This is a genomic window from Paractinoplanes polyasparticus, assembly GCF_019710575.1.
GTDB lineage: Bacteria > Actinomycetota > Actinomycetes > Mycobacteriales > Micromonosporaceae > Actinoplanes > Actinoplanes polyasparticus.
Genome location: NZ_JAHWFK010000044.1, coordinates 1 through 26,010 on the forward strand (window position 1 = coordinate 1; position 26,010 = coordinate 26,010).

Below are 26,010 nucleotides of genomic sequence, written 5' to 3' on the forward strand. Positions count from 1 at the left end.
GTCCGGCTCGTCGCCATGACCAGCGTCGTCCGGCTCGTCGCCATGACCAGCGTCGTCCGGCTCGTCGCCATGACCAGCGTCGTCCGGCTCGTCGCCATGACCAGTTTCGTCCGGCTCGTCGCCATGACCAGTTTCGTCCGGCTCGTCGCCATGACCAGTTTCGTCCGGCTCGTCGCCATGATCGGCATCGTCCGGCTCGTCGCCGTGGTCGGCATCGTCCGGCTCTTCGGCTTGATCGTTGTCGTCCGGCACGTCGGGCAGGTCGGGCACTGAGGGCCGACGTCCCTCAGCGGGCGGCGGCCGGTCAACGTCGGCCGGCTCGTCCGGGACCGCGGGCAGGCCGGGCACGGCCGGCCGAGACGGGTTCGCAGGCTTGCGCGGTTTTGCGGGCTTGGCCGGGGCGGCGGGCTTCGGCCGCTTGGGTTGCCAGCGGGCAGGGTGGTCACGCCGGTCGCGGTCGGTCCGGTCGCGGTCGGCGCGTGATTTCCCGGCCCCGTTCCGTACGCCGTCATCAGTCGCACCCCCAGCCGGCGCACCGCCGGGCGACGTCACCGGCTCGCGCTTTCCGGCCTGGCCGATCAGCCGCCCCGCCCGTACCGCCGCATCGGCGCTCTGCGATGCGCCGAGGGCCGAACCGTTCCCGTCGTCCGGGGGCCCCGCGGACGAAGACGGCGACGACGGTGACTGCCGCACCGGCCCGGACGAGGCCGGCGGCAGGAACGGGATGTCCATCGTGTCCGTACGCCCGCCCGACATCTCCCGGGAGCCCGCGGTGATCGCGGCCAGGGTCGGCATCGAGGCCAGTCCGACCAGCATCGCCACGATCAGCACGTACCGCCGCGTGGGCCCGTTGAACCCGGTGTCGGCCCGGTACACCCCGTTCAGCCGCTTGCGCATCACCTTCATCGGCGGCACGAGGTCGTCGTGATCGTCCGGCACCTCCGGGCTCCCCCTTTCCGGGTCGGCATCGACGGGCGCGGCCGGCTGCAATGATCAACACCGATCCGCCGTGGTCATGGGGGTGAACGACGCATGGGCATATCGGCAGCGGCGTAAAGGGGTCGTTCGTACGGTAGTGACCGTACGAAAGCCACTTAATTGGACAAATATGGGCACCGATATGACCGGAGAATTTCGCGACTGTGATCGACCTGACCTGTAACGAGGCTCACGTTCTCTGTCAGGATGGGGGCGACGGCACCGCCGCCGTCGCTTCCGCCGACCCAGCGGGGCACGAGGTGGGCGCCGTCACTCCCCGGCGGGGTCCAGGCCCGCGCCGAATCGTCGCGCGGCAACCTCACCCGGGCCAGGCGCGACGACCACCGGTCCGTCGCGCGGACGGGCAACACCCGTCGCGGGCGCAGAGATGAACAGGGAGACACGGATGGCAAACGGCGTGAGCGACGTCGGGGCTGATGCCCCGGCCGGCGGTTTCGTCCAACTGCTGACCCCCGACGGTGAGCGCCGCGAGAGCGTGACCACCGCCGACGGCACGACCTATTCCGTCGACTTCACCGACGAGGAATACCGCGGCCTCTACCACGACCTCGTGACCGTCCGCCGCCTCGACGCCGAGGCGACCGCCCTGCAGCGTCAGGGCGAGCTGGGTATCTGGGCCAGCCTGCTCGGCCAGGAGGCCGCCCAGGTCGGCTCCGGCCGGGCCCTGCGCCCGCAGGACATGGCCTTCCCGACCTATCGCGAGCACGGAGTCCTCTACACCCGGGGCATCGACCCGATCATGCCGTTCGGCCTGTTCCGCGGCGTCGACCAGGGCGGCTGGGACGCCAACGAGCACCGCTTCAACGGCTACACCATCGTGATCGGCTCGCAGACGCTGCACGCGACCGGCTACGCCATGGGCGTGACCATGGACGGCAAGACCGGCACCCCCGACGGCGAGGCCGTGATCGCCTACTTCGGCGACGGCGCGACCAGCCAGGGCGAGGTCAACGAGGCGTTCGTCTGGGCCGGCGTCTTCAACGCCCCGATGGTCTTCTTCTGCCAGAACAACCAGTACGCGATCTCGGAGCCCCTCGAGCGGCAGACCCGCATCCCGCTCTACCGCCGGGCCGCCGGCTTCGGCTTCCCCGGCGTCCGGATCGACGGCAACGACGTGCTGGCCAGCTACGCAGTCACCCGGTCGGCGCTCGACAACGCGCGCAACGGGCAGGGCCCGACGTTGATCGAGGCCTACACCTACCGGATGGGCGCGCACACGAGCTCGGACGACCCGACCCGCTACCGCATCGCCAGCGAGGTCGAGTCGTGGAAGGCCAAGGACCCGATCTCCCGGCTCCGGGCGTTCCTGACCAAGCAACAGATGGCCGGCGACGAGTTCTTCGCCGCGGTCGACGAGTCGGCCAAGACCCTCGCGCTCGACCTGCGGGAGCGCGTGCTCGCCATGCCCGACCCACAGCCGGTGACCATGTTCGACCACGTCTATCCCCACGGCTCGCCCGAGGTGGACGCGCAGCGCGCCCGGTTCGCCGACTACCACGCCTCGTTCGAGGGGAGCGACCACTGATGGCCGAGACGATCACGCTTGGCAAAGCCCTCAACCACGGCCTTCGCCGCTCCCTCGAGGAGAACGACAAGGTCGTCATCATGGGCGAGGACGTCGGCAAGCTCGGCGGCGTCTTCCGGATCACCGACGGCCTGCAGAAGGACTTCGGCGAAGACCGGGTCATCGACACCCCGCTGGCCGAGGCCGGCATCATCGGCACCGCGGTCGGCCTGGCCATCCGCGGCTACCGCCCGGTGTGCGAGATCCAGTTCGACGGGTTCGTCTTCCCGGCCTACAACCAGATCGTGGCTCAGGTCGCCAAGATGTTCTACCGCTCCAAGGGCAACGTGCGGCTGCCGATCGTCATCCGCATCCCCTTCGGCGGCGGCATCGGCGCCGTCGAGCACCACTCCGAGTCCCCCGAGGCCTACTTCGCGCACACCCCGGGCCTCAAGGTCGTGAGCTGCTCCAACCCGTCCGACGCCTACACGATGATCCAACAGGCGATCACCTCGGACGACCCGGTCGTGTTCTTCGAGCCGAAGCGGCGCTACTGGGAGAAGGGGGACGTCGAGCTCGGCGCCGACCTGTCCGGGGCCGACCCGCTGCACGCGGCCCGGGTGGCCCGGGTGGGTGGCGACGCGACCCTCATCGCGTACGGCCCGATGGTTCGCACGGCCCTGGACGCGGCCACCGCCGCCGCTGAGGACGGGCGCAACCTCGAGGTCATCGACCTGCGTTCGTTGTCGCCGGTCGACTACGAGACGATCTACGCCTCGGTCCGCAAGACCGGCCGGGCCGTCGTCGTGCACGAGGCGCCGGGCAACATCGGTCTGGGCGCCGAACTGGCCGCTCGCATCTCGGAGCAGTGCTTCTACTCGCTCGAGGCGCCGGTGCTGCGGGTCACGGGCTACGACATCCCCTACCCGGCAGCCCGGATGGAAGAGGAGTACCTCCCGGATCTCGACCGGGTGCTGGACGCCGTCGACCGTTCGTTCGGCTGGTGACGCCGATGTCGCGGATCAAGGAGTTCAACCTGCCCGACCTCGGCGAGGGTCTCACCGAGGGCGAGATCCTGGCCTGGCTGGTCAAGGTGGGCGACACGGTCGAGCTGAACCAGCCCATCGTCGAGGTCGAGACGGCCAAGGCGGCCGTCGAGATCCCCGCCAAGTGGGGTGGCGTGATCTCGAAGATCTACGTCGAGGCCGGAACGACGGTCGAGGTCGGGGCGCCCATCGTGGCAATCGACACCCAGCCGTCAGCCGGTCCGCTGCCGGACGACATGCCCGGCCCCGCGCCGTCGGCCGAGTCGCTGGCCGCGGTCGAGATCGCGCCGGCCGAGGGCTCGATCGAGCCGGGCATGATCGGTGGTCCGGCACCGGGCGGCCGCACGGCTGTGCTGGTGGGCTACGGGCCGAAGAACACCACGGCGAAAAGGCGGCCCCGCATCGGTACGCCGGGAAGCAGTGCTCCGGTCGCGGCCGTGTCGGCGCCCGTGGTGGCTCCGCCCGTGCCGCCTCCGCCCGTGGTGGCGCCGCCTCCGCCGCCCGCGGAGCCGGTGCACGCCCGGGTTTTGGCGAAGCCGCCGGTACGCAAGCTGGCCCGGGATCTCGGGGTCGACCTCACGGTGATCGTCGGCAGCGGACCGCTCGGATCGGTCACCCGGGACGATGTACACCAGGCCGCCGCCGCCGCGACCGCAGCGCCCGCCGCGGCACCGGCCGCGACCACCACCCCGGCCGCGGCGGTCTTCGACGCGAGCCGCGAGCAGCGCCTCCCCGTGAAGGGCGTGCGCAAGCTCACGGCCGAGAACATGGTCGCCTCGGCCTTCACCGCACCGCACGTCACCGAGTTCCTCACGGTCGACGTGACCCGCACCATGAAGGCGCTCGAGAAGCTGAAGTCCCGGCGCGAGTTCCGCGACGTGCGGATCTCACCGCTGCTCATGGTGGCCAAGGCCGTGCTGCTCGCGGTCCGGCGCCACCCGATGGTCAACTCGACCTGGTCGGCCGGGACCAACGAGATCGTCGTCAAGGAGTACGTGAACCTCGGCATCGCGGCGGCCACCCAACGGGGCCTCATCGTCCCCAACATCAAGGACGCCGGACGGCTCAGCCTGCGGGAGCTGGCTGAGGCGCTCGACACACTGGTCCAAGTGGCGAAGTCCGGAAAGACGCCGCCTTCCGACATGGCAGCCGGCACCCTTTCCATCACGAATGTCGGAGTGTTCGGGGTGGACACGGGAACGCCGATCCTGCCCCCGGGCGAGTCGGCGATCCTGGCCTTCGGCGCGATCCGGCCGATGCCCTGGGTGCACAAAGACAAGATCAAGGTGCGTCAGGTCACGACCTTGGGACTGTCTTTCGATCACCGGATCATCGACGGCGAACTGGGCTCGAGGTTCCTGCGGGACATCGGCGACTTCCTCACCGACCCGGAAGGCGCGCTGCTCTCATGGACTTAGACTTTCGTAGGCAAGTTATTTTTTCGACCTACGATCGTTAGGCACGTGCGCAGCGTCACCCCCTAAATCGTTGGCGGCTCGTCTCGTGGAAGAGCACAATGGAGACACACCACGAGACGAGCACCACGATGGGCCGGCGATCCCGGTCCGAGGGAAGTGACAAGGCAATGAGCAGCATCGTCGACCGCGTTCGCCAGCGCCGGTTGATCAACCGCCAGAACCGCGCCATCGACCGGGCCTGGATGACCGCGCCCACCCAGTCGATGCGTGACGAGATCGCCATCTTCGCCCAGCGCCGGCACTTCTGACGTCAACGGCGCCACAGCCCGTCCGGAACCCCCTCCGGACGGGCTGTTTGCTTTTTCGCGGCATTCTCGAAGATCGGTTCAAGGTTCCCCTCCCGGGCGTACGCCGGGATTCCTCCGGCCGCGATCGCCCGGTACGGTGGGGCACGGTCATCGAGCCGGCTCGGCCGGTCGGCACGAGGCCGGGGCTCCGACCGCGAGCGGACCCCCGCACGGCCTGGCCTCAGAGCTGGGCACGACGCCGGTGGTCACCGGCGTCCGTGCAGAGCTGGCACGGCCGCACGAAACGAGGAGGCGCTCATGACGTCCGAGGGGCACTACGCCGGTTCTCCACCGGCCGAGGCCACGTCGGGCGGTCCGACGCCGGAGGGTTTCCCGCCGGACACCGACGGTCAGCGGATCTCGGGCCGGGCTTCGGCCCCGCCTCCCGCCGAAGGTTTCCCCAGCTCTTACGGTCCGCCGCCGCAGGCCACGCCCAACGGCGGCTCGCCGTTCGTGGTTCCTGCCGTCCCCACGTTCGGCCAGGGCCCCGACGGTCCGCGTCCGGCCGCCGGCACCTCCTACGGGTCGGCCCGTGTGCCCACGCCCGACGAGGGCAACGGCCTGCCGCAGCGCAGCCCGTCGCCTGCCAGCGGCGAGGGTGGGGGTCTGCCGCAGCGCAACCCCGCGCCTGCCACCGGCGAGGGTGGCGGCCTGCCGAAGCGAGGCGCCGCTTCCCCGTACGGCTCGGTCTCGCCCGGTGACGCCGCGGGCTACGGCGAGGGCGCTCCGGCGTCCCCGTTCGGCTCGTCCTCCGCCTTCGGCAGCCCGCCCGCCGAGGCTGCCGCCTCGACGCCGGGCACGGCCGAGCCGCCGCAGTCGGTCTGGGGGCCGCCCCCCACGACGCCGGCCCGGCAACCGCTCGAGCAGAACTTCATCCAGCGCCCCGGCGCCCCGCTGCCCCAGCGCAACGCCAACTCGGCGAGTGTCGACGGGGTCGTCGGCTTCGACGGTTTCGCCGCCGCCGCCACGCGCGGGTCGTCAGCCGACGAGCGCGGGCCCTCCGCCGGCGAACAGGCCGACCAGTCCGCCGGTCGCCCGCCCGGCGTCTCGGCGTTCGGCGCCCAGCGCGTCCGCGTTCCCGGCGCCACCCTCACCGACCTGCCCGACGCTCCGCCGCCGCCTCGATCCGGCGACAGCGGCGGTTTCCCGCTGCGCGGCGCCGCCGGTGGTGGAGCCGGCTTCCCGACCCGTCGGGGCGACAGCGGCGGTTTCCCGCTGCGCGGCACGCCCGGCAGCGAGGGCGAGCAGTTCCCGCCCGCCGCCGCGACGCCGTCCGGCGAGCTGCCGGTCCGCAGCCAGCAGGCGCCCTTCGGCCCACCGGCCGGCGCGGCGCAGGTGCCGCCGGCCGCGTCCAACGGCTTCAGCGCGTTCGGCCCGCCGGCAGCAGCGGCGGAACAGGCGCCCCACCCGTACGGCCGTCCCGAGCCCTTCGCCGACCCGTTCGGCCGCGCCTCGACCCCTGAGGGCGCTCCGGCCCCACAGCACGAGCCGGCCCGTGAGAGCGAACCCGAGCGTGGCGGTCTCCCCGACCCGTTCGGCCGCACCGCGGGCGAGTCCGCGGCCCAGTCGCCGACCGGCCCGGCCGTGTTCGGCTCGGCCCGCCCGGGCGCTTCCTTCGGCCCGTCCGAGAACGGCTCCGGCAACCCGCCCTTCGGATCAGCCCGGCCCGGCGCCGACAATGAGGCCCCCACGTACGGCTCGGCCCGCCCGGCGGCGTCCTTCGGCCAGCCCGAAGACCATTCCGGCTCGGCCACCCCCGGCAGCGGCGGCCCCGCCTTCGGCTCCGCGCGCCCGGCCGGCCCGTTCGGCCAGCCCGAGGGCGACGCCTTCGGATCAGCCCGCCCCGCGGCGCCCTTCGGCCAGCCCGAGAGTGACGCCGGCCAGGCGGCTTCCGGCAACGGCTCGGCTTTCGGCTCCGCCCGGCCCGGCTCCCCCTACGGCCAACCCGAGAACGACACCAACCAGGCGACTCCCGGCAGCGGCGGCCCTGCCTTCGGCTCCGCCCGACCCGGCTCCCCCTACGGCCAACCCGAAAGCGACGCCGGCCAAGCGACTCCCGGCAGCGCCCGGCCCGGTTCCCCGTACGGCCAGCCCGACGGCGGCTCCGACCGAGCGTCTTCCGGCCCGGCGTACGGCTCGGCACGGCCCGGTTCTCCCTACGGCCAGCCCGAAAGCGACGCCGACCAGGCAGCTCCCGGCAACGACGGCTCCACCTTCGGCTCGGCACGACCCGGTTCGCCCTACGGCCAACCCGAAAGCGACGCCGGCCAAGCGACTCCCGGCAGCGGCGGCCCCGCCTACGGATCCGCCCGGCCCGGCTCCCCCTACGGCCAACCCGAAAGCGACGCCGGCCAGGGGACTCCCGGCAGCGCCCGGCCCGGTTCCCCGTACGGCCAGCCCGACGGTGGCTCGGAACAAGTGTCTTCCGGCCCGGCCTACGGATCCGCCCGCCCGTCCGGCAGCGACTCCGGCGCCTTCGGCTCAGCGCGGCCCGGTTCGCCCTACGGCCAACCCGAAAGCGGCCCCGACCAGGCAGCTCCCGGCAGCGGCGGCCCCGCTTTCGGCTCGGCGCGGTCCGGTTCGCCGTTCGGATCGGCGGAGGGTGGCGACTCGCCGTTGGCCACTCCCGGCAGTGGTGGACCGGCCTTCGGCTCGGCCCGCCCGGGGTCGTACGGCCAGCCTGAAAGCGACTCCGGAGCTGAGCCCAGCGACTCCCGCGCCGCCGCTCCGACCTACGGCTCGGCCCGCCCGGTCCCGCCGTTCGGCGATGGCCGCGACGATGACGGGGAGTCGCCGTTCGGCGCGCGTCCCGAGCAGCCGTCCTCGCCGTTCGGGGTGAGGCGCGAGCCCGGCGCCTCGTTCGGTGCCGCCTCGCCGTTCGGCCCCGGTCACGATGACCAGGCCGGCGGCGACAACGACGTGTTCGGTCAGCCCGAGCAGTCCGACGACAACCCGGGCGGCTATCCGCAGCGGGTGCCCGGCGCCGCTCTCGGCTCGCCGGCCGCCGCCGATTCGCGCAACGGTGCTGTTCCCGCGCCTCGCGACCCGAGCGAGAACCCGCCGGCCACCGGCTCGGCGCGGCCTGTCGCCGCGAGTGCCTCGGTGCCCACGGCCAGCCGCACCGCGCCGGTCGAGGCGTCCGAGATTCCGCCGGCCGCCGCTCCGCAGGCCCGGGTCTATGGTCGTCCGGCACCGGTGGAGGACGCCGACGACGAGGCTCCGGCCGAGCCGCCGCGCGACGCCGACCAGGGCTTCGGATCGTTCTCCGCCGATTCGCCGTTCGGCCCGCGACCAGGTGCCGATTCGCCCTTCGGCCCGCGGCCGGGTGCCGAGTCGCCGTTCGGCCCGCGGCCGGGTGACGACCGGCCCGGGGGCGAATTCGGCTCCCCGGCGTACCCGAACGCACCCGGCAGCGAGCCGGGTGTGCCCGGTGTCGCGCCGCAGTCGCCGGCGCGGGCCAGCGCCCGGGCCTCGGCCAGCGCTCGTGTCGCCCCGGCGGGCGGCCCCGGCAACCCGCCGACCGGCATGTCGGCTGCACCGGCTCTGCCCGGCGCGGCGCCTGAACCCGCACCGCCGGGCTCGCCCTACTCCGACCGTCCGGGTGCGCCCGGCCCACGGCCCGGTGAGCCCTACAGCGAGCTGACCACGGACATCGCGGGCCGCGAACAGCAGCCGTACGTGCCGGCGCCGGCCCTGCCGCAGATGCCCCCGGGCCTCAACGGCTTGGACCCGGCCACTCAGCCGCGGAACAGCCCCTTCGGCCCGGGCGGCACGCAGTCGCCGAGCGGCTTCGGTCCGGGCATGCAGTCGCCGGACAGCTTCGGCCCCGGCTCGCAAGCGCCGGACGGCTTCGGCCCCGGGCCACAGTCGTCTGACGGCTTCCCGCAGTCACCGGGCGGCTTCGGCCCCGACAACAACTTCCCGGGTTCGGCCAACCGCGCCACGGTGAAGCCCCCGACGCCGGAGGAAACGACCAGCTGGCCCGGCGTCGAGGCCGACCAGGGCCGGTTCGACAGCTTCAAGGCCGAGCCGGCTCCGGCCAAGCCGGAGACGCCGCACGTCCGACTGCTGCCGATCATGATCGCGGTCGTGGTGGCCGCGGGCCTGATCCTCGGCATCGTGTTCGGCATCGTCTATCTGGTGGCCGGCGGCAAGGACCAGTCGCTGTCGGTGATCCAGGGCGAATGCGTGAAGCGGGAGGGCGAGTCCGCCGTCAAGTCGGAATGTTCGGACGCCACGTCGTTCCAGGTGGTGTCCATCGTGGCCGACAAGAAGGAGTGCGCCGACCCGCAGCAGCCGCACGTGGTCAACAAGACCTCGGACGGCAAGAACCAGGTGCTCTGCCTGAAGCCGAACTCCTGACGCTGTCATCCTGACCACCTTCGTGCCGTACCGGAGCAACCGGTGCGGCACGATGGTGCGATGACTGCACGTGTGCGCGCGCCCGAACTGCGGGGGCGGGGCTGGTTCAACACCGGCGGACGGGATCTGACGCTCGCCGACCTGCGCGGCAAGATCGTCATCCTGGATTTCTGGACCTACGGCTGCATCAACTGCCTGCATGTTCTCGACGAGCTGCGGCCGCTGGAGCAGAAGTACGGCGACGCGGTCGTGATGATCGGCGTCCACTCGCCGAAGTTCCAGCACGAACGCGACCCGCAGGCACTGGCCGCGGCCGTCGAGCGCTACGGCGTGCACCACCCGGTCGTCGACGACGGCGACATGCACCTCTGGCAGCAGTACGCGGCGAAGGCCTGGCCCACCCTGGCCGTGATCGACCCGACCGGCTACCTGGTCGCCTCGATGGCCGGCGAGGGTCACGCCGAGGGCCTGTCCCGGCTGGTCGTCGAGTTGATCGCCAAGCACACGGCGGACGGCACGCTGCACCGCGGCGACGGCCCGTACGTTCCCCCGCCCGCCGCCGAGACGGTTTTCCGGTTCCCGGGCAAGGCGATCGAGCTGCCCGGCGGTCACCTGCTGGTCAGCGACACCGCCCGGCACTCGATCGTCGAGGTCGAGGCCGACGGCGAGACGCTGGTCCGCCGGTTCGGCAGCGGCGAGCGCGGCGGCCCGTTCAGCGAGCCCCAGGGCCTGCTCCTGCTGCCCGCCGAGGTCGCTTCCGCGGTCGGCTACGACGTCGTGGTGGCCGACACGGTCAATCACCAGCTGCGCGGGTTGCGCCTGGCCGACGGCGAGATCACCCTGGTCGCCGGGTCCGGCCGCCCGTGGCGTTCGGCCGTCGACGAGCACCCGCACGACGCTCTCGCCACCGATCTCTCCTCCCCGTGGGACGTGGCCTGGTACGACGACCGCGTGATCATCGCGATGGCCGGCATCCACCAGCTCTGGTGGTTCGACCCGATCAGGCGCACGGTCGGCGTCTACGCCGGCACGACGGTCGAGTCGCTGCGCGACGGCCCGATCCCCGACGTGTGGATGGCCCAGCCGTCCGGCCTCTCCGTCAGGGGCGAGCGGCTGTGGATAGCCGACAGCGAGACGTCGGCGCTGCGCTATATCGAGGCGGGCGTGCTGCACACCGCCGTCGGCCAGGGCCTGTTCGACTTCGGTCACGTCGACGGCCCGGCCAAGGAGGCGCTCTTCCAGCACCCGCTGGGTGTGGCCGCGCTGCCCGACGGCTCAGTGCTGGTGGCCGACACCTACAACGGCGCGGTGCGCCGCTTCGACCCCCACACCGGCGAGGTCTCCACGGTCGATTCCGGCCTGGCCGAACCGAGCGACGTGCTGCTCACGAGCACGGGCGACGTCCTGGTGGTGGAATCCGGCGCCCACCGTCTGACCCGCCTGGCCCCCGGCGCGGTTCGCACTGTCACCGGCGAACGCCACCGCACCGAACGCCCCGCGAGCCCGGTCGCCCCCGGCAAGCTCACCCTCGACGTCGTCTTCACCCCCGCACCCGGCCAGAAGCTCGACAACCAGTTCGGCCCGTCCACGCGCCTGGAGGTCTCGGCGTCCCCGCCCGAACTCCTGCTGGAAGGCGCCGGCAAGACCACCGACCTGTCCCGCTCCCTGGTGATCAACCCCGACGTCCCCAAGGGCGTCCTCCAAGTGGTAGCCCAGGCCGCCACCTGCGACTTCGACGTGGAATTCGCCGCCTGCCACCTGACCCGCCAGGACTGGGGCGTCCCCGTCGTCGTCACCCCCGACGGCCCGGCCCGCCTCCCGCTGATCCTGCGCGGCATGGACGAGGAGGCCTGAGCCGCTTTCCGGCATTCCGCAGGTCAGCCGCTCACGCGTTTTCCACAGTCCCGACTTGTCCACAGGCCACCCAAACGATCATGGGACTCTCCGCGATAATGACCAGCGGGGGCTCCCCCTGGGAGGGCGGGGTCGGAGTTGCGGACGATCATGGGGTTGGCGGGCGCCTTCGGACGCGCGACTACGGCCGGCTGAACGACTCCACAGCGAGCCCCGTGCCGGCCAGCCCGGCACGGACGCGAGACGCCAGGCCGACCGCACCCGGCGTATCACCGTGAACGCAGATCGAGGCCACCGGCGTGGGCACCAGTTCACCGTCCGCGGTTTCGACGACCTGCTCAACTGCCATCCGTACGGCCCGGGCCACCACTTCGTCCGGGTCGTGCAGCACGGCGCCCGGCAGCGAGCGCGGCATCAGCGTCCCGTCCGCGCGGTAACCACGGTCGGCGAACCCCTCGCCCACCACCGTGACCCCGGCTTCGATCGCCACCCGGGCCAGCACCGACCCCGGCTGGCAGAGCACCGGCAACGCCGGGTCGTAGGCACGGGCAGCCGCCACGACCGCCCCGGCCTGGCCTTCTTCCACGGCCGCGGTGTTGTAGAGCGCGCCGTGCGGCTTCACATAGCCCACTCGCCCACCGGCCACCCGGCAGAACGCCTCGAGCGCGCCGATCTGGTACAGGATGTCGTCCCGCAGTTCGCCGAGGTCGTAGTCGATCCGCCGTCGCCCGAAGCCGGCGAGATCGCGATAGCCGACCTGGGCGCCGATGGCGACCGACCGCTCGACCGCCGCGCCGCAGATGCGGTACATCGTGGACGGATCACCCGCGTGGAAGCCGCAGGCCACGTTGGCCGAGGTCACGATGCCGAGCAGGGCCTCGTCGTCGCCCAGCGTCCAGCGACCGAAGCCTTCGCCGAGGTCGGCGTTCAGATCAACGGAGCTCACGGAACCGCACCGTACTCCCCGGCCGCGCCTGCGCGAGCGGAGTCACGTCGTCCACCACTCCGAGGACCGGGTAACCCCCGGTGGTCGGATGGTCGGCCAGGAAGATCAGGGGCTGCCCGTCGGCCGGCACCTGGATCGCGCCGAGCACCACCCCCTCGGACGGCAGCTCCCCCTTAGTCGCACGAGTCAGCGGCGTGCCGGTCAGCCGGCAACCGACCCGGTTGCTCAGGGGGCTCACCTGGTAGTCGGACTCGAACAGTTCGCGGCCGGAGAACCAGTCGTCCCGCGGCCCGAGCCACACGCCGAGGTCGATCTGATCGGCGATGCCACCGTCCGGCTGAGCGGTCAGGTCCCCCTGCGCAGTGCCGATCGGCAGGGTCATGCCGTTGGCCAGTTTCGGCGGGCCCAGGCCCGAGAGCGTATCGGTCGAGCGGCTGCCCAGCACGGGTTCGACATCGATGCCCCCGGCGACGGCCACATAGGACCGGACGCCCCGGGTGGCCCGGCCCACATCCAGCACCGAGCCGGCGCCGACCTCGAGCACCCCGGCCGTCACCAGGTTGTCAACCTTGATGTCGGCCGCGGCGCCGGTCACCGCTATCCGGGCCGGTTGTTCGAAGCGCAGTGCGCAGCCCAGCAGCGTGGTCTCCAGGGCGGCCGCGGCGGCCGGATTGCCGACCAGGGCGTTCGCGCGGCGCAGCGCCCGTTGATCGAGAGCTCCGGAGCGGGGGACGCCGAGGTGGGCGTACCCGGGACGCCCTTGGTCCTGGATGGTGGTCAGCGGGCCGGCCCGGACGACCGTGATCATGCCGGCACCAGGCGTACGCGCGTGCCCGGGCCGAGGCGGGCCGGCGGCTCGTTCCGTACGTCGAAAAGGGTCTCGGCAGTGCGGCCGACCAGCCGCCAGCCGCCCGGCGAGGCCGTGGGATAGATGCCGCAGTAGTCGCCCGCCAGCCCGACCGAACCGGCCGGCACCCGCGGACGGGGAGAGTCGAGCCGCGGTACTCCAAACTTTTCGCCAAGCCCCCGCATGTAGGCGAAACCGGGCGCGAACCCGCAGAACGCGACAGTGAAGGCGGTCGTGGCGAGAAGCTCGACAGCCGCCGGCACCGTCAGGTCCCACAGCTCCGCGACACCGGCCAGATCCTCACCGTCGAACACGGTCGGGATCTCGACCAACGGCCCCTGATCACGGGCAACGGCCGTGTCGGGCTGGGGCCACGAGGCCAGCAACTCTTCGGCGCCCGGCTCGACGCCGTCTAGGAGCAGCGTGCGGGCGCCGGGAACGATGTCGACAACCCGCAGCTCACCGGCCTCGCGCCGGCGTCCGAGCGCAACTCGCCAAGCTTCGACCTGTTCACCGTCGCGACACTCGATCAGCAGCGCCGACGCCCCGGCCCGTCGTACTCTCATGACCACATCGTGCCAGTGAAGAGACTCACTACCCATGAGTAACTTACGATACCGTAACCTGGAAGCCGTGACGACCTCCGCCCCGTTCCGGATGGAGCCGGCCGACCTCGGCAAGCCGAGACTGCGTGGCCGGTTGCATCAGTACGCGTTCTTCGTCGCCCTGGTCTGCGGCATCGTTCTGTGCTCGATCGCCCTCACCCGGCCCGGCATCGAGCCGTTCCTGAGCACGCTGGTCTACAGCATCACCGTGTGCGGGCTGTTCGGCATCAGCGCGCTCTACCACCGGCGGGTCTGGACCGAACGCGGCTACCAGATCATGCGCCGGATGGATCACTCGATGATCTTCATCTTCATCGCCGGCACGTACACCCCGTTCTGCATCGAACTGTTGCCGCCGGGCAAGGCGACGCTGATGCTGAGCCTGATCTGGGGTGGCGCGCTCGGCGGGGTGGCGCTCAAGACGATCTGGCCGCACCTGCCCCGCTGGGCCGGTGCGCCGCTCTATCTGGCGCTCGGCTGGGGCGCGGTCGCGATCCTGCCCGAGGTGCTGAGCGTCGGCGGCGTCACCTGCCTGGTGCTGCTGGCCGCCGGCGGCGTGATCTACAGCGTCGGCGCCGTCTTCTACGCCCTGCGCCGTCCGAACCCGTGGCCCGAGGTCTTCGGCCACCACGAGTTCTTCCATGCCTGCACCCTGGTGGCGGCGATCTGCCACCACATCGCGATCTATTTCGCCCTGTACGCCTAAGCGCTGACCTTGATGCCGGGGTTGTCGTAGGCCTCGCGTGCGGCCTGCACGTCCTCGATGTGTGTCTCGGCCCAGTTCTCCAGGGCGCCGACCAGGCTGAGCAGGCTGCGCCCGAGGGTGGTCAGCTCGTAGTCGACCCGCGGCGGCACCTCGGCGTGCACCGTGCGGCCGATCAGCCCGTCCCGCTCGAGGCCGCGCAGCGTCTGGGTGAGCATCTTGGGGCTCACCCCCTCGATGCGGCGCGACAACGCTGTGTACCGCTGGGGCCCGTCGGCGAGCATCATCACGACGAGGACGCTCCAGGTGTCGCCGATCCGGTCGAGGATCTGGCGGCTGGGGCAGTTTTTCGCGTACGCACTGGCATCCACCCCATTACTATCCCTCGGGTGAGTACCGCACTTCAAGGTGCCTTCTATCTTTCGGGAAGTGACCGCTGACCTGCGGCTTTGGCTGCTGTTGGCAGAACAACCAGCAGGAGGACAGCATGACCATCGTCATCACGGGCGCCACCGGACACCTCGGCCGGCTCACCATCCAGTCGCTGCTCGCCAAGGGTGTGCCCGCGAGCGAGATCGTCGGCCTCGGCCGCCAGGTCGACAAGATCGCCGACCTCGGGGTGACGGCGAAGAAGGTCGCGTACGAGGATCCGGAGGCCCTGCGAGCCGCGTTCGAGGGCGCCGACAAGGTCCTGTTCATCTCGGGCAGCGAGCCCGGCAAGCGGATCCCGCAGCACCGGAACGTGGTCGACGCGGCCAAGGCGGCCAACGTGGGCCTCCTGGTCTACACGAGCGCCCCCAAGGCCGACACGACCGACCTCAAGCTGGCCGGGGAGCACCTGGCCACCGAGCAAATGATCAAGGAGTCGGGCCTGCCGTCGGTGATCCTGCGCAACAGCTGGTACACCGAGAACTACAACGTCGCGCAGGCGCTCGAGCACGGGATGTTCGGGGCGGCCGGCGACGGCCGGATCAGCGCCTCGCCGCGGGCCGACTACGCCGAGGCAGCCGCGTCGGTGCTCACCACCGAGGGCCACCAGGGCAAGGTGTACGAACTGGGCGGCGAGTCCTTCACGATGGCCGAGCTCGCGGCCGAGATCTCCCGTCAGTCCGGTAAGCCGGTGACCTACACCGACCTGGGCGAGGAGAAGTACCGCGAAATGCTGGTCGGCGTGGGTCTGCCCGAAGAGGCGGCGGCCGTCTACGCCGACGCCGACCGGGCTGCCGCACAGGGCGCGCTGTTCGTACCGCGCGACGACCTCGAGACGCTGCTCGGCCGCCCGGTGACGCCGCTGACCGAGTCGATCAAGGCTGCCCTGAACGGCTGACAACGCGCGACGCCGGCAGCCGCCAGGGGGATGAGCGGCTTGCCGGCGTCGCGAGTCAGGGGATCAGTAGCCCGGAGGCGGGGGCGGCGGCGCGTCGTCGCGACGGGTCTCGCGGTACTCGCTGCGCACCTGCTGGTTCGGGTACGCCGGGTCGCCCGCGACCGGGGTCGCGCTCTGCCGAGTCACGACCGTGCGACGGCGGCTGTTCCAGTACCAGAGCGTGATGATCAGGCCGATCAGGCCGGCCGCCATCAGAATCCAGCCGATGATATTGATGTCGATCCCGCTGATGTCAGCGTTGACGGCGAACGCCAGGATGGCGCCCAACGCCAGCAGGAAGATGCTTCCGCCGATGCCCATCGCGGGCCTCCTTGATCCTCACCGTGGTCAATGCCTCTGAACGGTGTTTACCCACACGTTCGAAAAATCAATCAGGCAAGCTGGAAGCATGACCACACGGACGCTCGTTCTGCTGCGCCACGCCAAGGCTGAGAGGCCGGACGGACTCTCCGATTTCGACCGGAAACTCACCACGGCCGGGGAGACCGACGCCGACGCGGCCGGCGCCTGGCTGGCCGACGAGCGGCTGCATCCGGGCCTGGTCCTCTGCTCGTCGGCCACCCGCACGCGGCAGACCTGGCAGGGCGTGTCGATCGCGCTGGCCCAGGCTCAGACGGGCGGCGGGACGCCCGAGGTGCGCTACGACGACGGGCTCTACAACGGGGGTGTGACCGAGGTCTTCGATCTCGTACGCCGGGTGCCCGACACGGTTCGCACGGTGCTCGTGGTCGGGCACAACCCGTGGGTCTCCGAGGTGTCGCTGATGCTCATCCCCGACGACCAGTACGACGGCGCGGCGGTCGAGCTCAAGACCTCGGGCCTCGCCGTCCACCGCTCGGACAACCCGTGGTCCTCGTTCGAGCCCCGTTCGATGCGCCTGGTCGAGCGGCACACCGCGCGGGGATGAGAAAAAGCCGGCGGACGGGGGGCGTCCGCCGGCTTTTCTGTGGGGGGCGACGTCAGAAGACGTCCTCGGAAATGTCCATGATGTCCAGAGCGGCGTTCTCGATGACCCGTCGGTCGGCGCCGACCCGAGGCAGCACCTCGCGGACGAAGAAGCGCGCGGCCGCCACCTTGCCCTCGTAGAAGTTCTTGTCGGCCGCCGAGATGTCGCCACCCAGCGCCTTGAGCGCAACCTCGGCCTGCCGCAGCAGCAGCCACGCCAGCACCACGTCGCCGAGGGCGAGCAGGATGCGTCGCGAGTTCAGGCCCACCTTGTAGAGCTCACGGGTCTCGCCGCCCTGCACCGCGCCGAGCCAGCCCATGGTCGAGGCAAGGATCTGCTGCATGTCGGCGAGCGCCTTGCCCAGCCCGAGCCGCTCCATCTTGAGCTGACCGTTGCCGGCCTCGCTCTCGACGAACGCCTGCATCTCACCGGCCAGCGAGGCGAGCGCGACGCCCTGGTCCTTCACGATCTTGCGGAAGATCAGGTCGAGGCTCTGGATCGCGGTCGTGCCCTCGTACAGAGTGTCGATCTTCGCGTCCCGCACGTACTGCTCGAGCGGGTAGTCCTGCAGGAAGCCCGAACCACCGAACGTCTGCAGCGCCTCGTGACCCAGCAGCTCGTACGCCCGCTCCGAACCCACGCCCTTGACCAGCGGAAGCAGCAGGTCGTTGACCTTGCTCGCGGCCTTGGCGGCCTCGACGTCGCCTGCCGCCTGGGCGATGGCCACCTTGTCCTGCCAGGTGGCCGTGTAGATGACCAGCGCGCGCAGGGCCTCCGAGTAGGCCTTCTGGAGCATCAGGGAGCGGCGTACGTCGGGGTGGTGCGTGATCGTGACGCGCGGGGCGGCCTTGTCGTCGTTCTGCACGAGGTCGGCGCCCTGGACGCGGTTCTTGGCGTACTCCAGCGCGTTCAGGTAACCCGTCGACAGGGTCGCGATGGCCTTGGTGCCGACCATCATGCGGGCGTACTCGATGATCATGAACATCTGGCGGATGCCCTGGTGCTTCTCGCCGAGCAGCCAGCCCTTGGCCGGGGTGCCGTGCTCGCCGAAGGTCAGCTCGCAGGTGTTCGAGACCTTGAGGCCCATCTTGTGCTCGACGTTGGTCGCGTAGACGCCGTTGCGCTCGCCCAGCTCGCCGGTCTCGGCGTCGAAGTGGTACTTCGGCACGATGAACAGCGACAGGCCCTTGGTGCCCGGGCCGCCCACACCCTCGACGCCGACCGGACGGGCCAGCACGTAGTGGATGATGTTGTCGGTCAGGTCGTGCTCACCCGAGGTGATGAAGCGCTTGACGCCCTCGATGTGCCAGGAGCCGTCGGGCTGCGGGATCGCGCGAGCCCGGCCGGCGCCGACATCCGAACCCGCGTCGGGCTCGGTCAGCACCATCGTGGAGCCCCACAGCTTCTCGACGAAGAGCTTGGCCCACTTCCTCTGCTCCTCGGTGCCCTCGGCGTCGACCACGGACGCGAAGGAGGGACCGGACGAGTACATCCAGATCGGGGCGTTGGCGCCGAGCACGTTCTCGGCCAGGCCCCACCAGAAGGCGCGCGGGGCCAGCGTGCCACCGAGCGAGCCGGGCAGGTCGAGGCGCCAGAACTCGGACGCCATCCACTGGTCGAAAGACTTCTTGAACGACTCCGGCAGCGGCGCGGTGTGCGTCGCGGGGTCGAACACCGGTGGGTTGCGGTCGGCCTCGACGTAGCTGGCGGCCAGATCCTCGGTGGCGAGACGGTTGACCTCGGTCAGCACGTCACGGGCGGTCTCGGCGTCGATCTCGTCGTACGGCGCCTGACCGAATGCCTGGTCGGCCCCGAAGACCTCGAACAGGTTGAACTGGAGGTCCCGAAGGTTGCTTTTGTAGTGAGTCATGCTGCTTGGCCCCGCTCTCCGAACGCCGCCGGTCTGGAGTTACCCGTCAGTAACAGCCACTGTATTACTGATCGGTAGGACCGGACAACCCGCGAGCTGTTTCGTGACCAACCACCCTCCGGTGGGGGTCTGTCCGTCGGTTCGCACATCAAACGCCTCCGATCGGGTGGCCAGCAGGATGGCCGTTCGGCTATTTGCCGACTCCCATGCGCGACCGTCGTATCGGCGCGCCCAGCGGCTCGTTGCTCCGGATAGACACGGAGCTTTTCCGCTCCGACCAGCCGCCAAGGGGGCGCGCCATGTTCGCCACTATCAAGAGCCTCATTCCGGAGCCCCGCCAGGCGGCCCAGCCACGCCACTACATCGGGCGTCACCGTCGTCCTGAACCCGTGCCGGTGCCGGTATCGCCGGCGCCGGTCGGGGAACCGTCGGACTCCACTTCGGCTCAGCCCGCCGCCTAACTTCCGGCGGCGCCGACTTCCCAGCTCGGCATCGGCAGCGTCGCGCCGTCGTCCGGCCCGGCGTATTCCAGCAGCACCAGCGCGATGTCGTCCTCCAGCCGGCCATGGACCCAGTCGACCAGGGCCGTCTCGAGCGAAGCCAGACCGTCACCGACCGTGCCATGGCCCAGCAGACGCCACGCCCGGTCGGCGGTCGGGAAGAACTCGCCCTCCCGCCGCGCCTCGCCCAGGCCGTCGGTGAACAGCAGCAGCCGGTCGCCCGGTTCGAGCCGCTCGACCCGGGCCTTCACCTCAGGCATGAACCCCAGCGGAGGGGCCGGCGCCGGCGGCTCGAGCGGAATGACCTTGCCGCGCCGCAGCAGCAGCGGGGCGGGGTGTCCACAGTTGACGATCGTCAGCGTGCCGCCGCGCTCTTCCACCAGCGCGGCAGTCACGAAATCCTCGTCGCCGACACTGCGCGCGACGGCCCGGTCGAGGTCGGTGACCATCGCCTTGAGATCGGCCCGCTCGTACGCCACATGCCGGTAGGAGCCGAGCACGATGCTGGCCAGCCGGACCGCGTCCAGACCCTTGCCCCGGACGTCGCCGATGATGATCCGGACCCCGTACGGGGTGTCGAGCGCCTCGTAGAGGTCGCCCCCGATGTCGGCGGCGGCGGTCGCCGAGATGTAGCGGCCCGCGACCGCGAGCGCGCCCACCTGGGGGCCGAGTGGCCGCAGCACCGCCTGCTGGGCCACCGCGGCGAGCCGCTGCAGCTCGGCGAATTGGTTCGCCTGGCGCTGCCGCAGCGTGCCGACCGCGGCCGCGATGCCGGTGGCGAGCACGATGCCGAAGATGTTGACGGCGCCCGTGACGGTGAGCGGGCCGGCCATACCCACGAAGACCATGCCCACGATCGTGGCCAGCACCCCGGCGACCAGCACGGTCTGCCAGTACGCGAACACCACGGCCAGGAACGGGACGGCCGCGAACAGGCCCACGAAGTCGGTGTTCCGGCGGTCCGCCAGTTCCACGGCGGACACTACTGCGAGCAGCACAACGGCCGCGCCGAGTCCGGCGCGGGATCCAGGGCTCAGCGGGCGTCGGCCCGGCGGTAGGTCAGGCATGGCTACGCGACACAGCATGCACGATCGAGGCGACCGACCGCACTAAATTGACCCCTAGTCTGAGCGGGTTCTGACCGCGCGGCCGAAGGGGACGGCCGGGCGGTGACAGGATGTTCGCGTGACAACCGATCTGCGTGATCATCTGAGGGCGGCTTTCCGGTGGACCGATCCGGGCGACGGCAGCGACTATCTGGTGAGCGACCGCTCCGGTTGGTGGCGCGACCCGGCGATCCTCGCGAAGCTCGGTGACGGGCTGGCCGAGCTGTTCCGCGCGGAACGGCCGACCGTGGTGGTCTCGCCCGAGGTGACCGGGTTTCTGGTCGGCCCCCTGGTGGCGCGGGCCCTCGGGGCCGGCTTCGTCGAGGCCTACCGGGCCGGGGCGCGACGGCCGATCGCCGAACCGATGATCTGGGCCGAGGTGCCCGCCGACCATCGCGGCGAGAACCAGCATCTCGGCGTACGGCGTGAGCTGATCCGAGCCGACGACCGGGTGCTGGTGGTGGACGACTGGGCGGCCACCGGCGCCCAGGCCCGGGCGTTGCGCACGCTGTTCGCCGGCCGGTACGTCGGCACCGCGGTGATTGTCAACGAGTGCCCGCCCGAGGTGGCCCGTGAGCTCACCCTGCGGGGCCTGCTCACGGGGGCCGACATCGAGCTCTAGGGCTTCGGGAAGTCCTTGAGCGCGCCCCGGGTCGGCAGCCAGCCGGTGGCCGAGTACTCGGCGACACCCCGGAGCACGTACGGGTCCTGCCCGATCAGCTCGCGGGCGCGGGCTTCGTCGTCGACGTTGAGCAGCACGACCCCGCCGTTCGGGGGGTCCTGGCGGCCGGCCGTGACGACGAGGTTCTGCGCCTCGAGGCCCTCCAGATAGGCCAGATGCGCGTCGCGCACCTCGTCGACCTGCTCGATCGGCACCAGGTACTTCGAGATCATCAGGTACACGTGTGGTGTTCCTCTCGGGCGGTCGCCGGGTGTGTCAACTCGTCCGTAATCGTACGATCGAGATCGTGAACAACCTCGGGCGGTACGGAATCTGGATCTCCCACCACAGCTGGCCGCAGGAGCCGAACCTGATCGCCACGGGCGCCCAGGAACTCGAGAGCCTGGGCTTCGGCTCGGTGTGGTTCGGCGGCAGCCCACCCGACGACCTCGACCTGCCCGAGGCCGTGCTCGCCGCGACGACGACTCTGGTCGCGGGCACGAGCATCGTCGACATCTGGCACAGCCACGGCGAGGCCCTGGCCGCGTCGCACGTCCGGCTGCGCGAGCAGTTCCCGGGGCGTTTCTATCTGGGCGTGGGTTCCGGGCACGCGCCGACGGCGGCGGCGGTCGGGCAGAGCTATGTGAAGCCGCTGACGCAACTGCGGGCTTTCCTCACCGACAAGCTGCACCGGGTGCCGCCGGACGAGCGGATGATCGCCGCCCTGGGCCCGAAGGCGCTGGCCGCGGCACGCGAGTTGACCGCCGGCGCGCTGCCCTACCTGATGCCACCGGAACACACGGCTGAGGCGCGGGAGATCCTCGGGGCCGACCGGCTGCTGGTCCCCGAACAGAAGGTCTTCCTGGGCACCGACCCGGTCGAGGCGCGCGCTGTGGCGCGGCGGGTGCTGAAGCCGTACTTGTCTCTGCCGAACTACACGACCCCGTGGCGCCGGTTCGGCTTCACCGACGACGACCTGGCCGGCGAGGGCAGCGACCGCCTGGCCGACTGGGCCGTGGCCTGGGGCGACGGTCCGGCCGTACGCGCCCGCGTCGACGCTCATCTCGAGGCCGGCGCCGACCACGTGGCCCTGCAGGTGTTGTCGGCCGATCCGAGCCCGCACCTGCCGCGTGCGGAGTGGCGAGCCGTCGCCGAGGCGCTGTTCTGAGCCTTACTTACGCCGCTGCTTGGCGATCACGATGGAGATCGCCGCCACGATCCCGGTGACAGCCAGGAAGCAGCTGAACAGGATCAGCAGGTGCCAAGGTTTGATCGCGCCCATAGCGGCACAGCGTAGGGCACAGGCCCGGCTGGTCGAGCGGAAAGTGCACCGGATTTTGGCTCATGTGCGGCGAACCGGGGCCGGGCGGTCCGCCGAGCGGAGGATGCCGGGCCGACTACCGGAAAAGTTACTTTTTGGGAGTGTTTCTGCAGATCATCGCGCGGCCGGATCCCCTCCTGACCGCTGAAGCCCTGCGCCACGCGCTACGCCGGCCGGTGCTGCTCGCCCGGCTCGGCGGCTGGGCGCTCCTCGGTCTGGCCCTGCTGCTCCGGCTGCACGGCGACGGCCTCAACTTCACGCTGCTCGTCGCGGGCGTCGCCCTGGCCGTGGTCGTCCCGATGTTCCTGCTGAACGGCGGGGTGCGGCGGGTCCTGCGCGACGGCGGCCCGACCACCGTCGAGATCAGCGACGACGGGGTGGCCTGCTCGACCGTCGAGAGCCGGCATGCGTACGCGTGGAACGCCTTCAGTCACGTCGACCACCTCGCCGGCCAGCTGGTGCTGGGGCTCGGTCGCAGCCGCTTCGTGCAGGTGCCGACCCGGGGCATGTCGGCCCTGCAGATCCACCAGGTGCTGACCACGGCCGCGGCCCACGGCGTCCCGGTTGGCCGAGGCTGAGCGTCGCATCACCGCGTCGTGTCCAAACAGGCCGGTGGCGCGTCCGCCGTCCGGCGTTCGCGCACGTCGATCGGCATAGATGTTTGACCCGGCGGCTTAACCCGAACGAAGCTCCTTAAAGTGCTTATAACGTCCTTACGCCATACAGTGGACAAATGGACAAAAACGCCAAGATCTCACTCTCGCGGCGACCGCTGCTCGCCGCCGCCGTGGTGATGACCGCGGCGACCGGCCTCGCCGTCGCCAACGCCCAGCCCGCCCTGGCTTCCTCGCATCGTCCCTGCACGGTGGTTAAGCACAGCAACACCGACGGCGTCGTCAAGGTAGGAACGGGCACCGCCACCCTCGGCGCCGACGGCCTCAAGGTCGCGACGGCCCCGTCGAAGAACGACGACAAGGTGTCGTGGCGCGCCAACTTCCGGCCGGTCGCCGCCAACACCGTCAACGAACTTTCGTACGAGACCGTGAAGTTGGACCAGGCCGGAGCGGGCGTCAACGACGCGGCGCTGCCCGCCTACCACATCTACGTGAAGACCCCGGCCGGCGAAGGCACCCTGGTCTTCGAGCCGTACTGGTATCTCGGCCAGATCGGCCTGCCCGGCAACCCGCAGCGCGGCCTCCGGACCGAGTGGAACGTCCTGCAGGGCAAGCTGTGGACCCCGTCGACCACGATCACCGGCCTCGCGAAGACCGCCGGCGGCGCCCCGGAGAAGACGTTCGCCCAGGTAGTGGCGGACAACCCGAGGATGACGGTAACCGGCATCGGCTTCGGTCTGGGCACCTACAACCCGGGCACCACGGCGATCATCGACGACCAGCGCTTCGCCACCAGGACCTCGTGCACCGACCACCAGTGGTCGACCGGCTTCCGCGGCGGCGTCTTCTGGCCCGGCTGGTTGCGCTGACCTTCCGGTACGACGTTCTTCGGGCCGAGTCCTTTCCGGGCTCGGCCGAGCGGGTTTCGGAGCGCAACCACTCACGCAGGTCGCGCGGTCGGGGTGAGCGTCCTGGGCGCGCCAGCGCCCTGCTCGCCCCGGCCGCGCCCTCGGCGGGAGCAGCGGCCCGGACCCCCCACCCCGCTACGACATCCAGGTCTTGATCTTCAGCTCGTGGACCAGACCCGGAAATTCTGCGCCGAGCGGCTCGGGGTCGGACCGCGTTGCCCCTGGTAACGGGAGCCGTAGACGGCCGAGCCGTACGGGTGCTCAGCCGGGCTGGACAGCCGGAAGATGCAGAGCTGGCCGATCTTCATGCCCGGCCACAGCTTGATCGGCAGATTGGCCACGTTGGACAGTTCCAGCGTGACGTGCCCGGAGAAACCCGGGTCGATGAATCCCGCGGTGGAGTGGGTCAGCAGGCCCAGACGGCCGAGGCTGCTCTTGCCCTCGAGCCGGCCCGCGAGCTGGTCGCCCAGCGTGATGACCTCGAGCGTCGACGCCAGCACGAACTCACCCGGATGCAGGACGAACGGCTCACCGTCGGTCACCTCGACCAGGGCGGTGAGATCGTCCTGCTGCTCGGCCGGGTCGATGTGGGTGTAGAGGTGATTGTTGAACACCCGGAAGAAGCGGTCGAGCCGCACGTCGATGCTGGACGGTTGCATCAGCTCGGGCTCGAAGGGCGCCAGAGCGAGGTCGCCCGCCTTGATCTCGGAGACCAGGTCACGGTCGGAGAGCAGCATCGCAACACCATACCTAGCGGACCCCGACCGACCCTTGCCGCACACCACGTCACTCGATCGGCGCGTTTGTGGGCGTGTCGAACGTATGTTCGATAGAATCATCGCATGGCTTCCTGGTCCGATTTCGCCGCCTCCGAGCCCACGCTGGCCGCGGGCATCCGAGCGCTAATCCAGCAGTACGGTCCCGGCCTGGCCTACCTGGCCACGGTCCGACCCGACGGCGCCCCTCGCCTCCATCCGGTCTCCCCCGTCTTCACCGACCAGGGCCTGTATTGCTTCATCGTCCCGTCCCCCAAACGCCGCGACCTGGAACGCGACGGCCGCTACGCGCTGCACTCCTTCCCCCCGGAAGAGAACGACGACGAGGCCATCCTCACCGGCCGCGCCACCCCCGTCCACAACCCCCGAGTGATAGCCCGCCTGGCCGCCGACCTGCACGCCTCCCCCGAGGTCGACTGGCGCCTGTTCGAACTCTCCATCGAGTCGGCCACCCTCCGCACCCACGGCCCCGCCGGCGCCCTCCCCCTGGCCGCGGGCCCCCTGGTGGCCCCACTCACCCGCTCCTGGCGCGCCGAGTTACCCCGCCCCCTCGCAGCCGTGAGTTGAACCGGCCCGGTCCCGCCGCCCCACCCCCAGATCGGGTACAGTGATGCCCGCTGCGGGTGTAGTTCAATGGCAGAACATCAGCTTCCCAAGCTGACAGTGCGGGTTCGATTCCCGTCACCCGCTCGTCGGTGAGAGGCCCGTGTTCGCGGAAAGCGCGAACCGGGCCTCCTCGCATTTCTGCCTGGGGGCCGAGCCCCCAGACCCCACGTTGCGGTCACTTGCGGTCGGTGGGCGGTGGGGCTTTGAGGGCTTGGGGCTTGGGCACGACAGTCATGCCCTTCAAGTGGCTGCTCGACACCTTCGCGTCAGGCCTTGTCCTGGAGGATGCTCTCCGCGACATCGATCAGGGATACACCCTTGACGAGCGGGTGGCCCAGCTCGCTCCGATGCGCGCGAAGATGCAGCACTCTCGCCGACGGTGAGTGCCGGCACCTGTGCGGCCTCTACATCAATGCCGACCAAAGCGTGTCGCAGGCGCTGAAGGACAAGCTTCTCAACAAACTGGTGACCATCGAGATCTACCACGGCATCACCGTGGAACAGGCCGCTCAGATGTTCGTGGACCTCAACTACGAGGGCACCCCCATGGACAAGGTCACTAAGGCCAACATCGACCCTCGAAACAAATGGGTGTGGGCAGCCAAAAAGATCTTTGAGGAGCTAGCTCACCTACTGAGGACGCCATCGCGGCATAGACCGAGGCGACCGGTGTCCCCGAACTGA

The 26,010-nt window shown here is 70.7% G+C and carries 26 protein-coding genes and 1 tRNA gene; 18 read left to right on the plus strand and 9 right to left on the minus strand.

What is annotated here, in order from left to right; all coding sequences use genetic code 11:
- The 8 genes from KXC43_RS36875 to KXC43_RS36910 all read left to right on the plus strand — a co-directional run.
- On the plus strand, positions 1–273 hold a 273-nt coding region (locus KXC43_RS36875; protein WP_221380864.1), incomplete at its 5' end, for a hypothetical protein.
- Between the two features lie 451 nt (positions 274–724).
- Entirely contained in the window at positions 725–928 is a 204-nt protein-coding gene (locus KXC43_RS36880; protein WP_221380865.1) for a hypothetical protein, read from the plus strand.
- Between the two features lie 456 nt (positions 929–1,384).
- Complete coding sequence (pdhA, locus tag KXC43_RS36885; RefSeq protein ID WP_221380866.1) at positions 1,385–2,524, plus strand: pyruvate dehydrogenase (acetyl-transferring) E1 component subunit alpha; 1,140 nt, start codon at positions 1,385–1,387, stop codon at positions 2,522–2,524.
- Entirely contained in the window at positions 2,521–3,510 is a 990-nt protein-coding gene (locus tag KXC43_RS36890; RefSeq protein ID WP_221380946.1) for an alpha-ketoacid dehydrogenase subunit beta, read from the plus strand. The genes pdhA and KXC43_RS36890 overlap by 4 nt, the downstream gene beginning before the upstream one ends.
- A gap of 5 nt (positions 3,511–3,515) precedes the next feature.
- On the plus strand, positions 3,516–4,967 hold the full coding sequence (locus tag KXC43_RS36895; protein ID WP_221380867.1) for a dihydrolipoamide acetyltransferase family protein: 1,452 nt from the start codon (positions 3,516–3,518) through the stop codon (positions 4,965–4,967).
- Between the two features lie 167 nt (positions 4,968–5,134).
- A complete protein-coding gene (locus KXC43_RS36900; RefSeq protein ID WP_221380868.1) occupies positions 5,135–5,275 on the plus strand; it encodes a hypothetical protein in 141 nt (46 codons plus the stop codon).
- Positions 5,276–5,572: 297 nt separating this feature from the next.
- Complete coding sequence (locus KXC43_RS36905) at positions 5,573–9,676, plus strand: hypothetical protein (protein ID WP_221380869.1); 4,104 nt, start codon at positions 5,573–5,575, stop codon at positions 9,674–9,676.
- 60 nt (positions 9,677–9,736) lie between these two features.
- On the plus strand, positions 9,737–11,530 hold the full coding sequence (locus KXC43_RS36910) for an NHL domain-containing thioredoxin family protein (RefSeq protein ID WP_221380870.1): 1,794 nt from the start codon (positions 9,737–9,739) through the stop codon (positions 11,528–11,530).
- Between the two features lie 181 nt (positions 11,531–11,711).
- Here the strand turns inward: KXC43_RS36910 and KXC43_RS36915 are convergent, their stop codons facing one another.
- The 3 genes from KXC43_RS36915 to KXC43_RS36925 are packed head-to-tail and all read right to left on the minus strand — an operon-like array spanning position 11,712 to position 13,889.
- On the minus strand, positions 11,712–12,476 hold the full coding sequence (locus KXC43_RS36915; protein WP_221380871.1) for a LamB/YcsF family protein: 765 nt from the start codon (positions 12,474–12,476) through the stop codon (positions 11,712–11,714).
- Positions 12,463–13,284 carry a 5-oxoprolinase subunit C family protein gene (locus KXC43_RS36920; protein ID WP_221380872.1) on the minus strand — a complete coding sequence of 274 codons (822 nt, stop codon included), beginning with the start codon at positions 13,282–13,284 and terminating at the stop codon, positions 12,463–12,465. The genes KXC43_RS36915 and KXC43_RS36920 overlap by 14 nt, the downstream gene beginning before the upstream one ends.
- Complete coding sequence (locus KXC43_RS36925) at positions 13,281–13,889, minus strand: 5-oxoprolinase subunit B family protein (RefSeq protein WP_221380873.1); 609 nt, start codon at positions 13,887–13,889, stop codon at positions 13,281–13,283. Before KXC43_RS36925 ends, KXC43_RS36920 begins: the two co-directional genes overlap by 4 nt.
- Positions 13,890–13,956: 67 nt before the next feature.
- On the opposite strand from KXC43_RS36925, the gene trhA reads away from it, so the two are divergent.
- Positions 13,957–14,634 carry a PAQR family membrane homeostasis protein TrhA gene (trhA, locus tag KXC43_RS36930; RefSeq protein ID WP_221380874.1) on the plus strand — a complete coding sequence of 226 codons (678 nt, stop codon included), beginning with the start codon at positions 13,957–13,959 and terminating at the stop codon, positions 14,632–14,634.
- Here trhA and KXC43_RS36935 read toward each other — a convergent pair.
- Positions 14,631–15,002, minus strand: coding sequence for a winged helix-turn-helix transcriptional regulator (locus tag KXC43_RS36935; RefSeq protein ID WP_308129424.1), 372 nt, complete (start codon positions 15,000–15,002; stop codon positions 14,631–14,633). The two genes, trhA and KXC43_RS36935, sit on opposite strands and share 4 nt — an antisense overlap.
- A 116-nt stretch (positions 15,003–15,118) precedes the next feature.
- Between KXC43_RS36935 and KXC43_RS36940 the strand changes: the two genes are divergently transcribed.
- Positions 15,119–15,958, plus strand: coding sequence for an SDR family oxidoreductase (locus KXC43_RS36940; RefSeq protein ID WP_221380876.1), 840 nt, complete (start codon positions 15,119–15,121; stop codon positions 15,956–15,958).
- Between the two features lie 63 nt (positions 15,959–16,021).
- Here the strand turns inward: KXC43_RS36940 and KXC43_RS36945 are convergent, their stop codons facing one another.
- The gene (locus KXC43_RS36945) at positions 16,022–16,318 is read right to left on the minus strand and encodes a DUF6458 family protein (protein ID WP_221380877.1); all 297 of its coding nucleotides are present in this window, start codon (positions 16,316–16,318) and stop codon (positions 16,022–16,024) included.
- Between the two features lie 88 nt (positions 16,319–16,406).
- Here KXC43_RS36945 and KXC43_RS36950 point away from each other — a divergent pair, with 88 nt between their 5' ends.
- Positions 16,407–16,925: a SixA phosphatase family protein gene (locus KXC43_RS36950; protein WP_221380878.1), complete on the plus strand. Its 519-nt coding sequence runs from the start codon at positions 16,407–16,409 to the stop codon at positions 16,923–16,925.
- Between the two features lie 52 nt (positions 16,926–16,977).
- On the opposite strand, the gene KXC43_RS36955 is transcribed toward KXC43_RS36950, so the two are convergent.
- Positions 16,978–18,834, minus strand: a complete 1,857-nt coding sequence (locus KXC43_RS36955; RefSeq protein ID WP_221380879.1) for an acyl-CoA dehydrogenase — start codon at positions 18,832–18,834, stop codon at positions 16,978–16,980.
- Positions 18,835–19,291: 457 nt separating this feature from the next.
- Positions 19,292–20,419, minus strand: coding sequence for a PP2C family protein-serine/threonine phosphatase (locus KXC43_RS36960; RefSeq protein ID WP_221380880.1), 1,128 nt, complete (start codon positions 20,417–20,419; stop codon positions 19,292–19,294).
- 100 nt (positions 20,420–20,519) lie between these two features.
- Here KXC43_RS36960 and KXC43_RS36965 point away from each other — a divergent pair, with 100 nt between their 5' ends.
- Positions 20,520–21,062, plus strand: coding sequence for a phosphoribosyltransferase family protein (locus tag KXC43_RS36965; RefSeq protein WP_221380881.1), 543 nt, complete (start codon positions 20,520–20,522; stop codon positions 21,060–21,062).
- Here the strand turns inward: KXC43_RS36965 and KXC43_RS36970 are convergent.
- Complete coding sequence (locus tag KXC43_RS36970; protein ID WP_221380882.1) at positions 21,059–21,334, minus strand: YciI family protein; 276 nt, start codon at positions 21,332–21,334, stop codon at positions 21,059–21,061. The genes KXC43_RS36965 and KXC43_RS36970 overlap by 4 nt on opposite strands.
- Before the next feature lie 74 nt (positions 21,335–21,408).
- Here KXC43_RS36970 and KXC43_RS36975 point away from each other — a divergent pair, with 74 nt between their 5' ends.
- The 3 genes from KXC43_RS36975 (at position 21,409) to KXC43_RS36985 (ending at position 23,905) form a co-directional block, all read left to right on the plus strand.
- On the plus strand, positions 21,409–22,269 hold the full coding sequence (locus KXC43_RS36975; RefSeq protein WP_221380883.1) for an LLM class F420-dependent oxidoreductase: 861 nt from the start codon (positions 21,409–21,411) through the stop codon (positions 22,267–22,269).
- A 254-nt stretch (positions 22,270–22,523) separates the two neighbouring features.
- On the plus strand, positions 22,524–23,000 hold the full coding sequence (locus KXC43_RS36980) for a YcxB family protein (RefSeq protein WP_221380884.1): 477 nt from the start codon (positions 22,524–22,526) through the stop codon (positions 22,998–23,000).
- 155 nt (positions 23,001–23,155) lie between these two features.
- Positions 23,156–23,905: a hypothetical protein gene (locus KXC43_RS36985; protein WP_221380885.1), complete on the plus strand. Its 750-nt coding sequence runs from the start codon at positions 23,156–23,158 to the stop codon at positions 23,903–23,905.
- Positions 23,906–24,102: 197 nt separating this feature from the next.
- On the opposite strand, the gene dcd is transcribed toward KXC43_RS36985, so the two are convergent.
- Positions 24,103–24,681: a dCTP deaminase gene (gene dcd, locus KXC43_RS36990; protein WP_221380886.1), complete on the minus strand. Its 579-nt coding sequence runs from the start codon at positions 24,679–24,681 to the stop codon at positions 24,103–24,105.
- A gap of 105 nt (positions 24,682–24,786) precedes the next feature.
- Between dcd and KXC43_RS36995 the strand changes: the two genes are divergently transcribed.
- From KXC43_RS36995 to KXC43_RS37005, 3 genes are all read left to right on the plus strand, one after another.
- Complete coding sequence (locus KXC43_RS36995) at positions 24,787–25,287, plus strand: pyridoxamine 5'-phosphate oxidase family protein (RefSeq protein ID WP_221380887.1); 501 nt, start codon at positions 24,787–24,789, stop codon at positions 25,285–25,287.
- A 52-nt stretch (positions 25,288–25,339) separates the two neighbouring features.
- Positions 25,340–25,410, plus strand: a tRNA-Gly gene (locus KXC43_RS37000).
- 342 nt (positions 25,411–25,752) lie between these two features.
- Entirely contained in the window at positions 25,753–26,010 is a 258-nt protein-coding gene (locus KXC43_RS37005; protein WP_221380888.1) for a hypothetical protein, read from the plus strand.

Coding starts and splice junctions, on each gene's coding strand:
- KXC43_RS36940 (WP_221380876.1), top strand. CDS start 15,119: ATGACCATCGTCATCACGGGCGCCACCGGACACCTCGGCCGGCTCACC.
- KXC43_RS36925 (WP_221380873.1), bottom strand. CDS start 13,889: ATGAGAGTACGACGGGCCGGGGCGTCGGCGCTGCTGATCGAGTGTCGC.
- KXC43_RS36950 (WP_221380878.1), top strand. CDS start 16,407: ATGACCACACGGACGCTCGTTCTGCTGCGCCACGCCAAGGCTGAGAGG.
- KXC43_RS36960 (WP_221380880.1), bottom strand. CDS start 20,419: ATGCTGTGTCGCGTAGCCATGCCTGACCTACCGCCGGGCCGACGCCCG.
- pdhA (WP_221380866.1), top strand. CDS start 1,385: ATGGCAAACGGCGTGAGCGACGTCGGGGCTGATGCCCCGGCCGGCGGT.
- KXC43_RS36905 (WP_221380869.1), top strand. CDS start 5,573: ATGACGTCCGAGGGGCACTACGCCGGTTCTCCACCGGCCGAGGCCACG.
- KXC43_RS36945 (WP_221380877.1), bottom strand. CDS start 16,318: ATGGGCATCGGCGGAAGCATCTTCCTGCTGGCGTTGGGCGCCATCCTG.
- KXC43_RS36880 (WP_221380865.1), top strand. CDS start 725: ATGTCCATCGTGTCCGTACGCCCGCCCGACATCTCCCGGGAGCCCGCG.
- KXC43_RS36920 (WP_221380872.1), bottom strand. CDS start 13,284: ATGATCACGGTCGTCCGGGCCGGCCCGCTGACCACCATCCAGGACCAA.
- KXC43_RS36900 (WP_221380868.1), top strand. CDS start 5,135: ATGAGCAGCATCGTCGACCGCGTTCGCCAGCGCCGGTTGATCAACCGC.
- dcd (WP_221380886.1), bottom strand. CDS start 24,681: ATGCTGCTCTCCGACCGTGACCTGGTCTCCGAGATCAAGGCGGGCGAC.
- KXC43_RS36985 (WP_221380885.1), top strand. CDS start 23,156: ATGGACAAAAACGCCAAGATCTCACTCTCGCGGCGACCGCTGCTCGCC.
- KXC43_RS36995 (WP_221380887.1), top strand. CDS start 24,787: ATGGCTTCCTGGTCCGATTTCGCCGCCTCCGAGCCCACGCTGGCCGCG.
- KXC43_RS36955 (WP_221380879.1), bottom strand. CDS start 18,834: ATGACTCACTACAAAAGCAACCTTCGGGACCTCCAGTTCAACCTGTTC.
- KXC43_RS36895 (WP_221380867.1), top strand. CDS start 3,516: ATGTCGCGGATCAAGGAGTTCAACCTGCCCGACCTCGGCGAGGGTCTC.
- KXC43_RS36910 (WP_221380870.1), top strand. CDS start 9,737: ATGACTGCACGTGTGCGCGCGCCCGAACTGCGGGGGCGGGGCTGGTTC.
- KXC43_RS36970 (WP_221380882.1), bottom strand. CDS start 21,334: ATGATCTCGAAGTACCTGGTGCCGATCGAGCAGGTCGACGAGGTGCGC.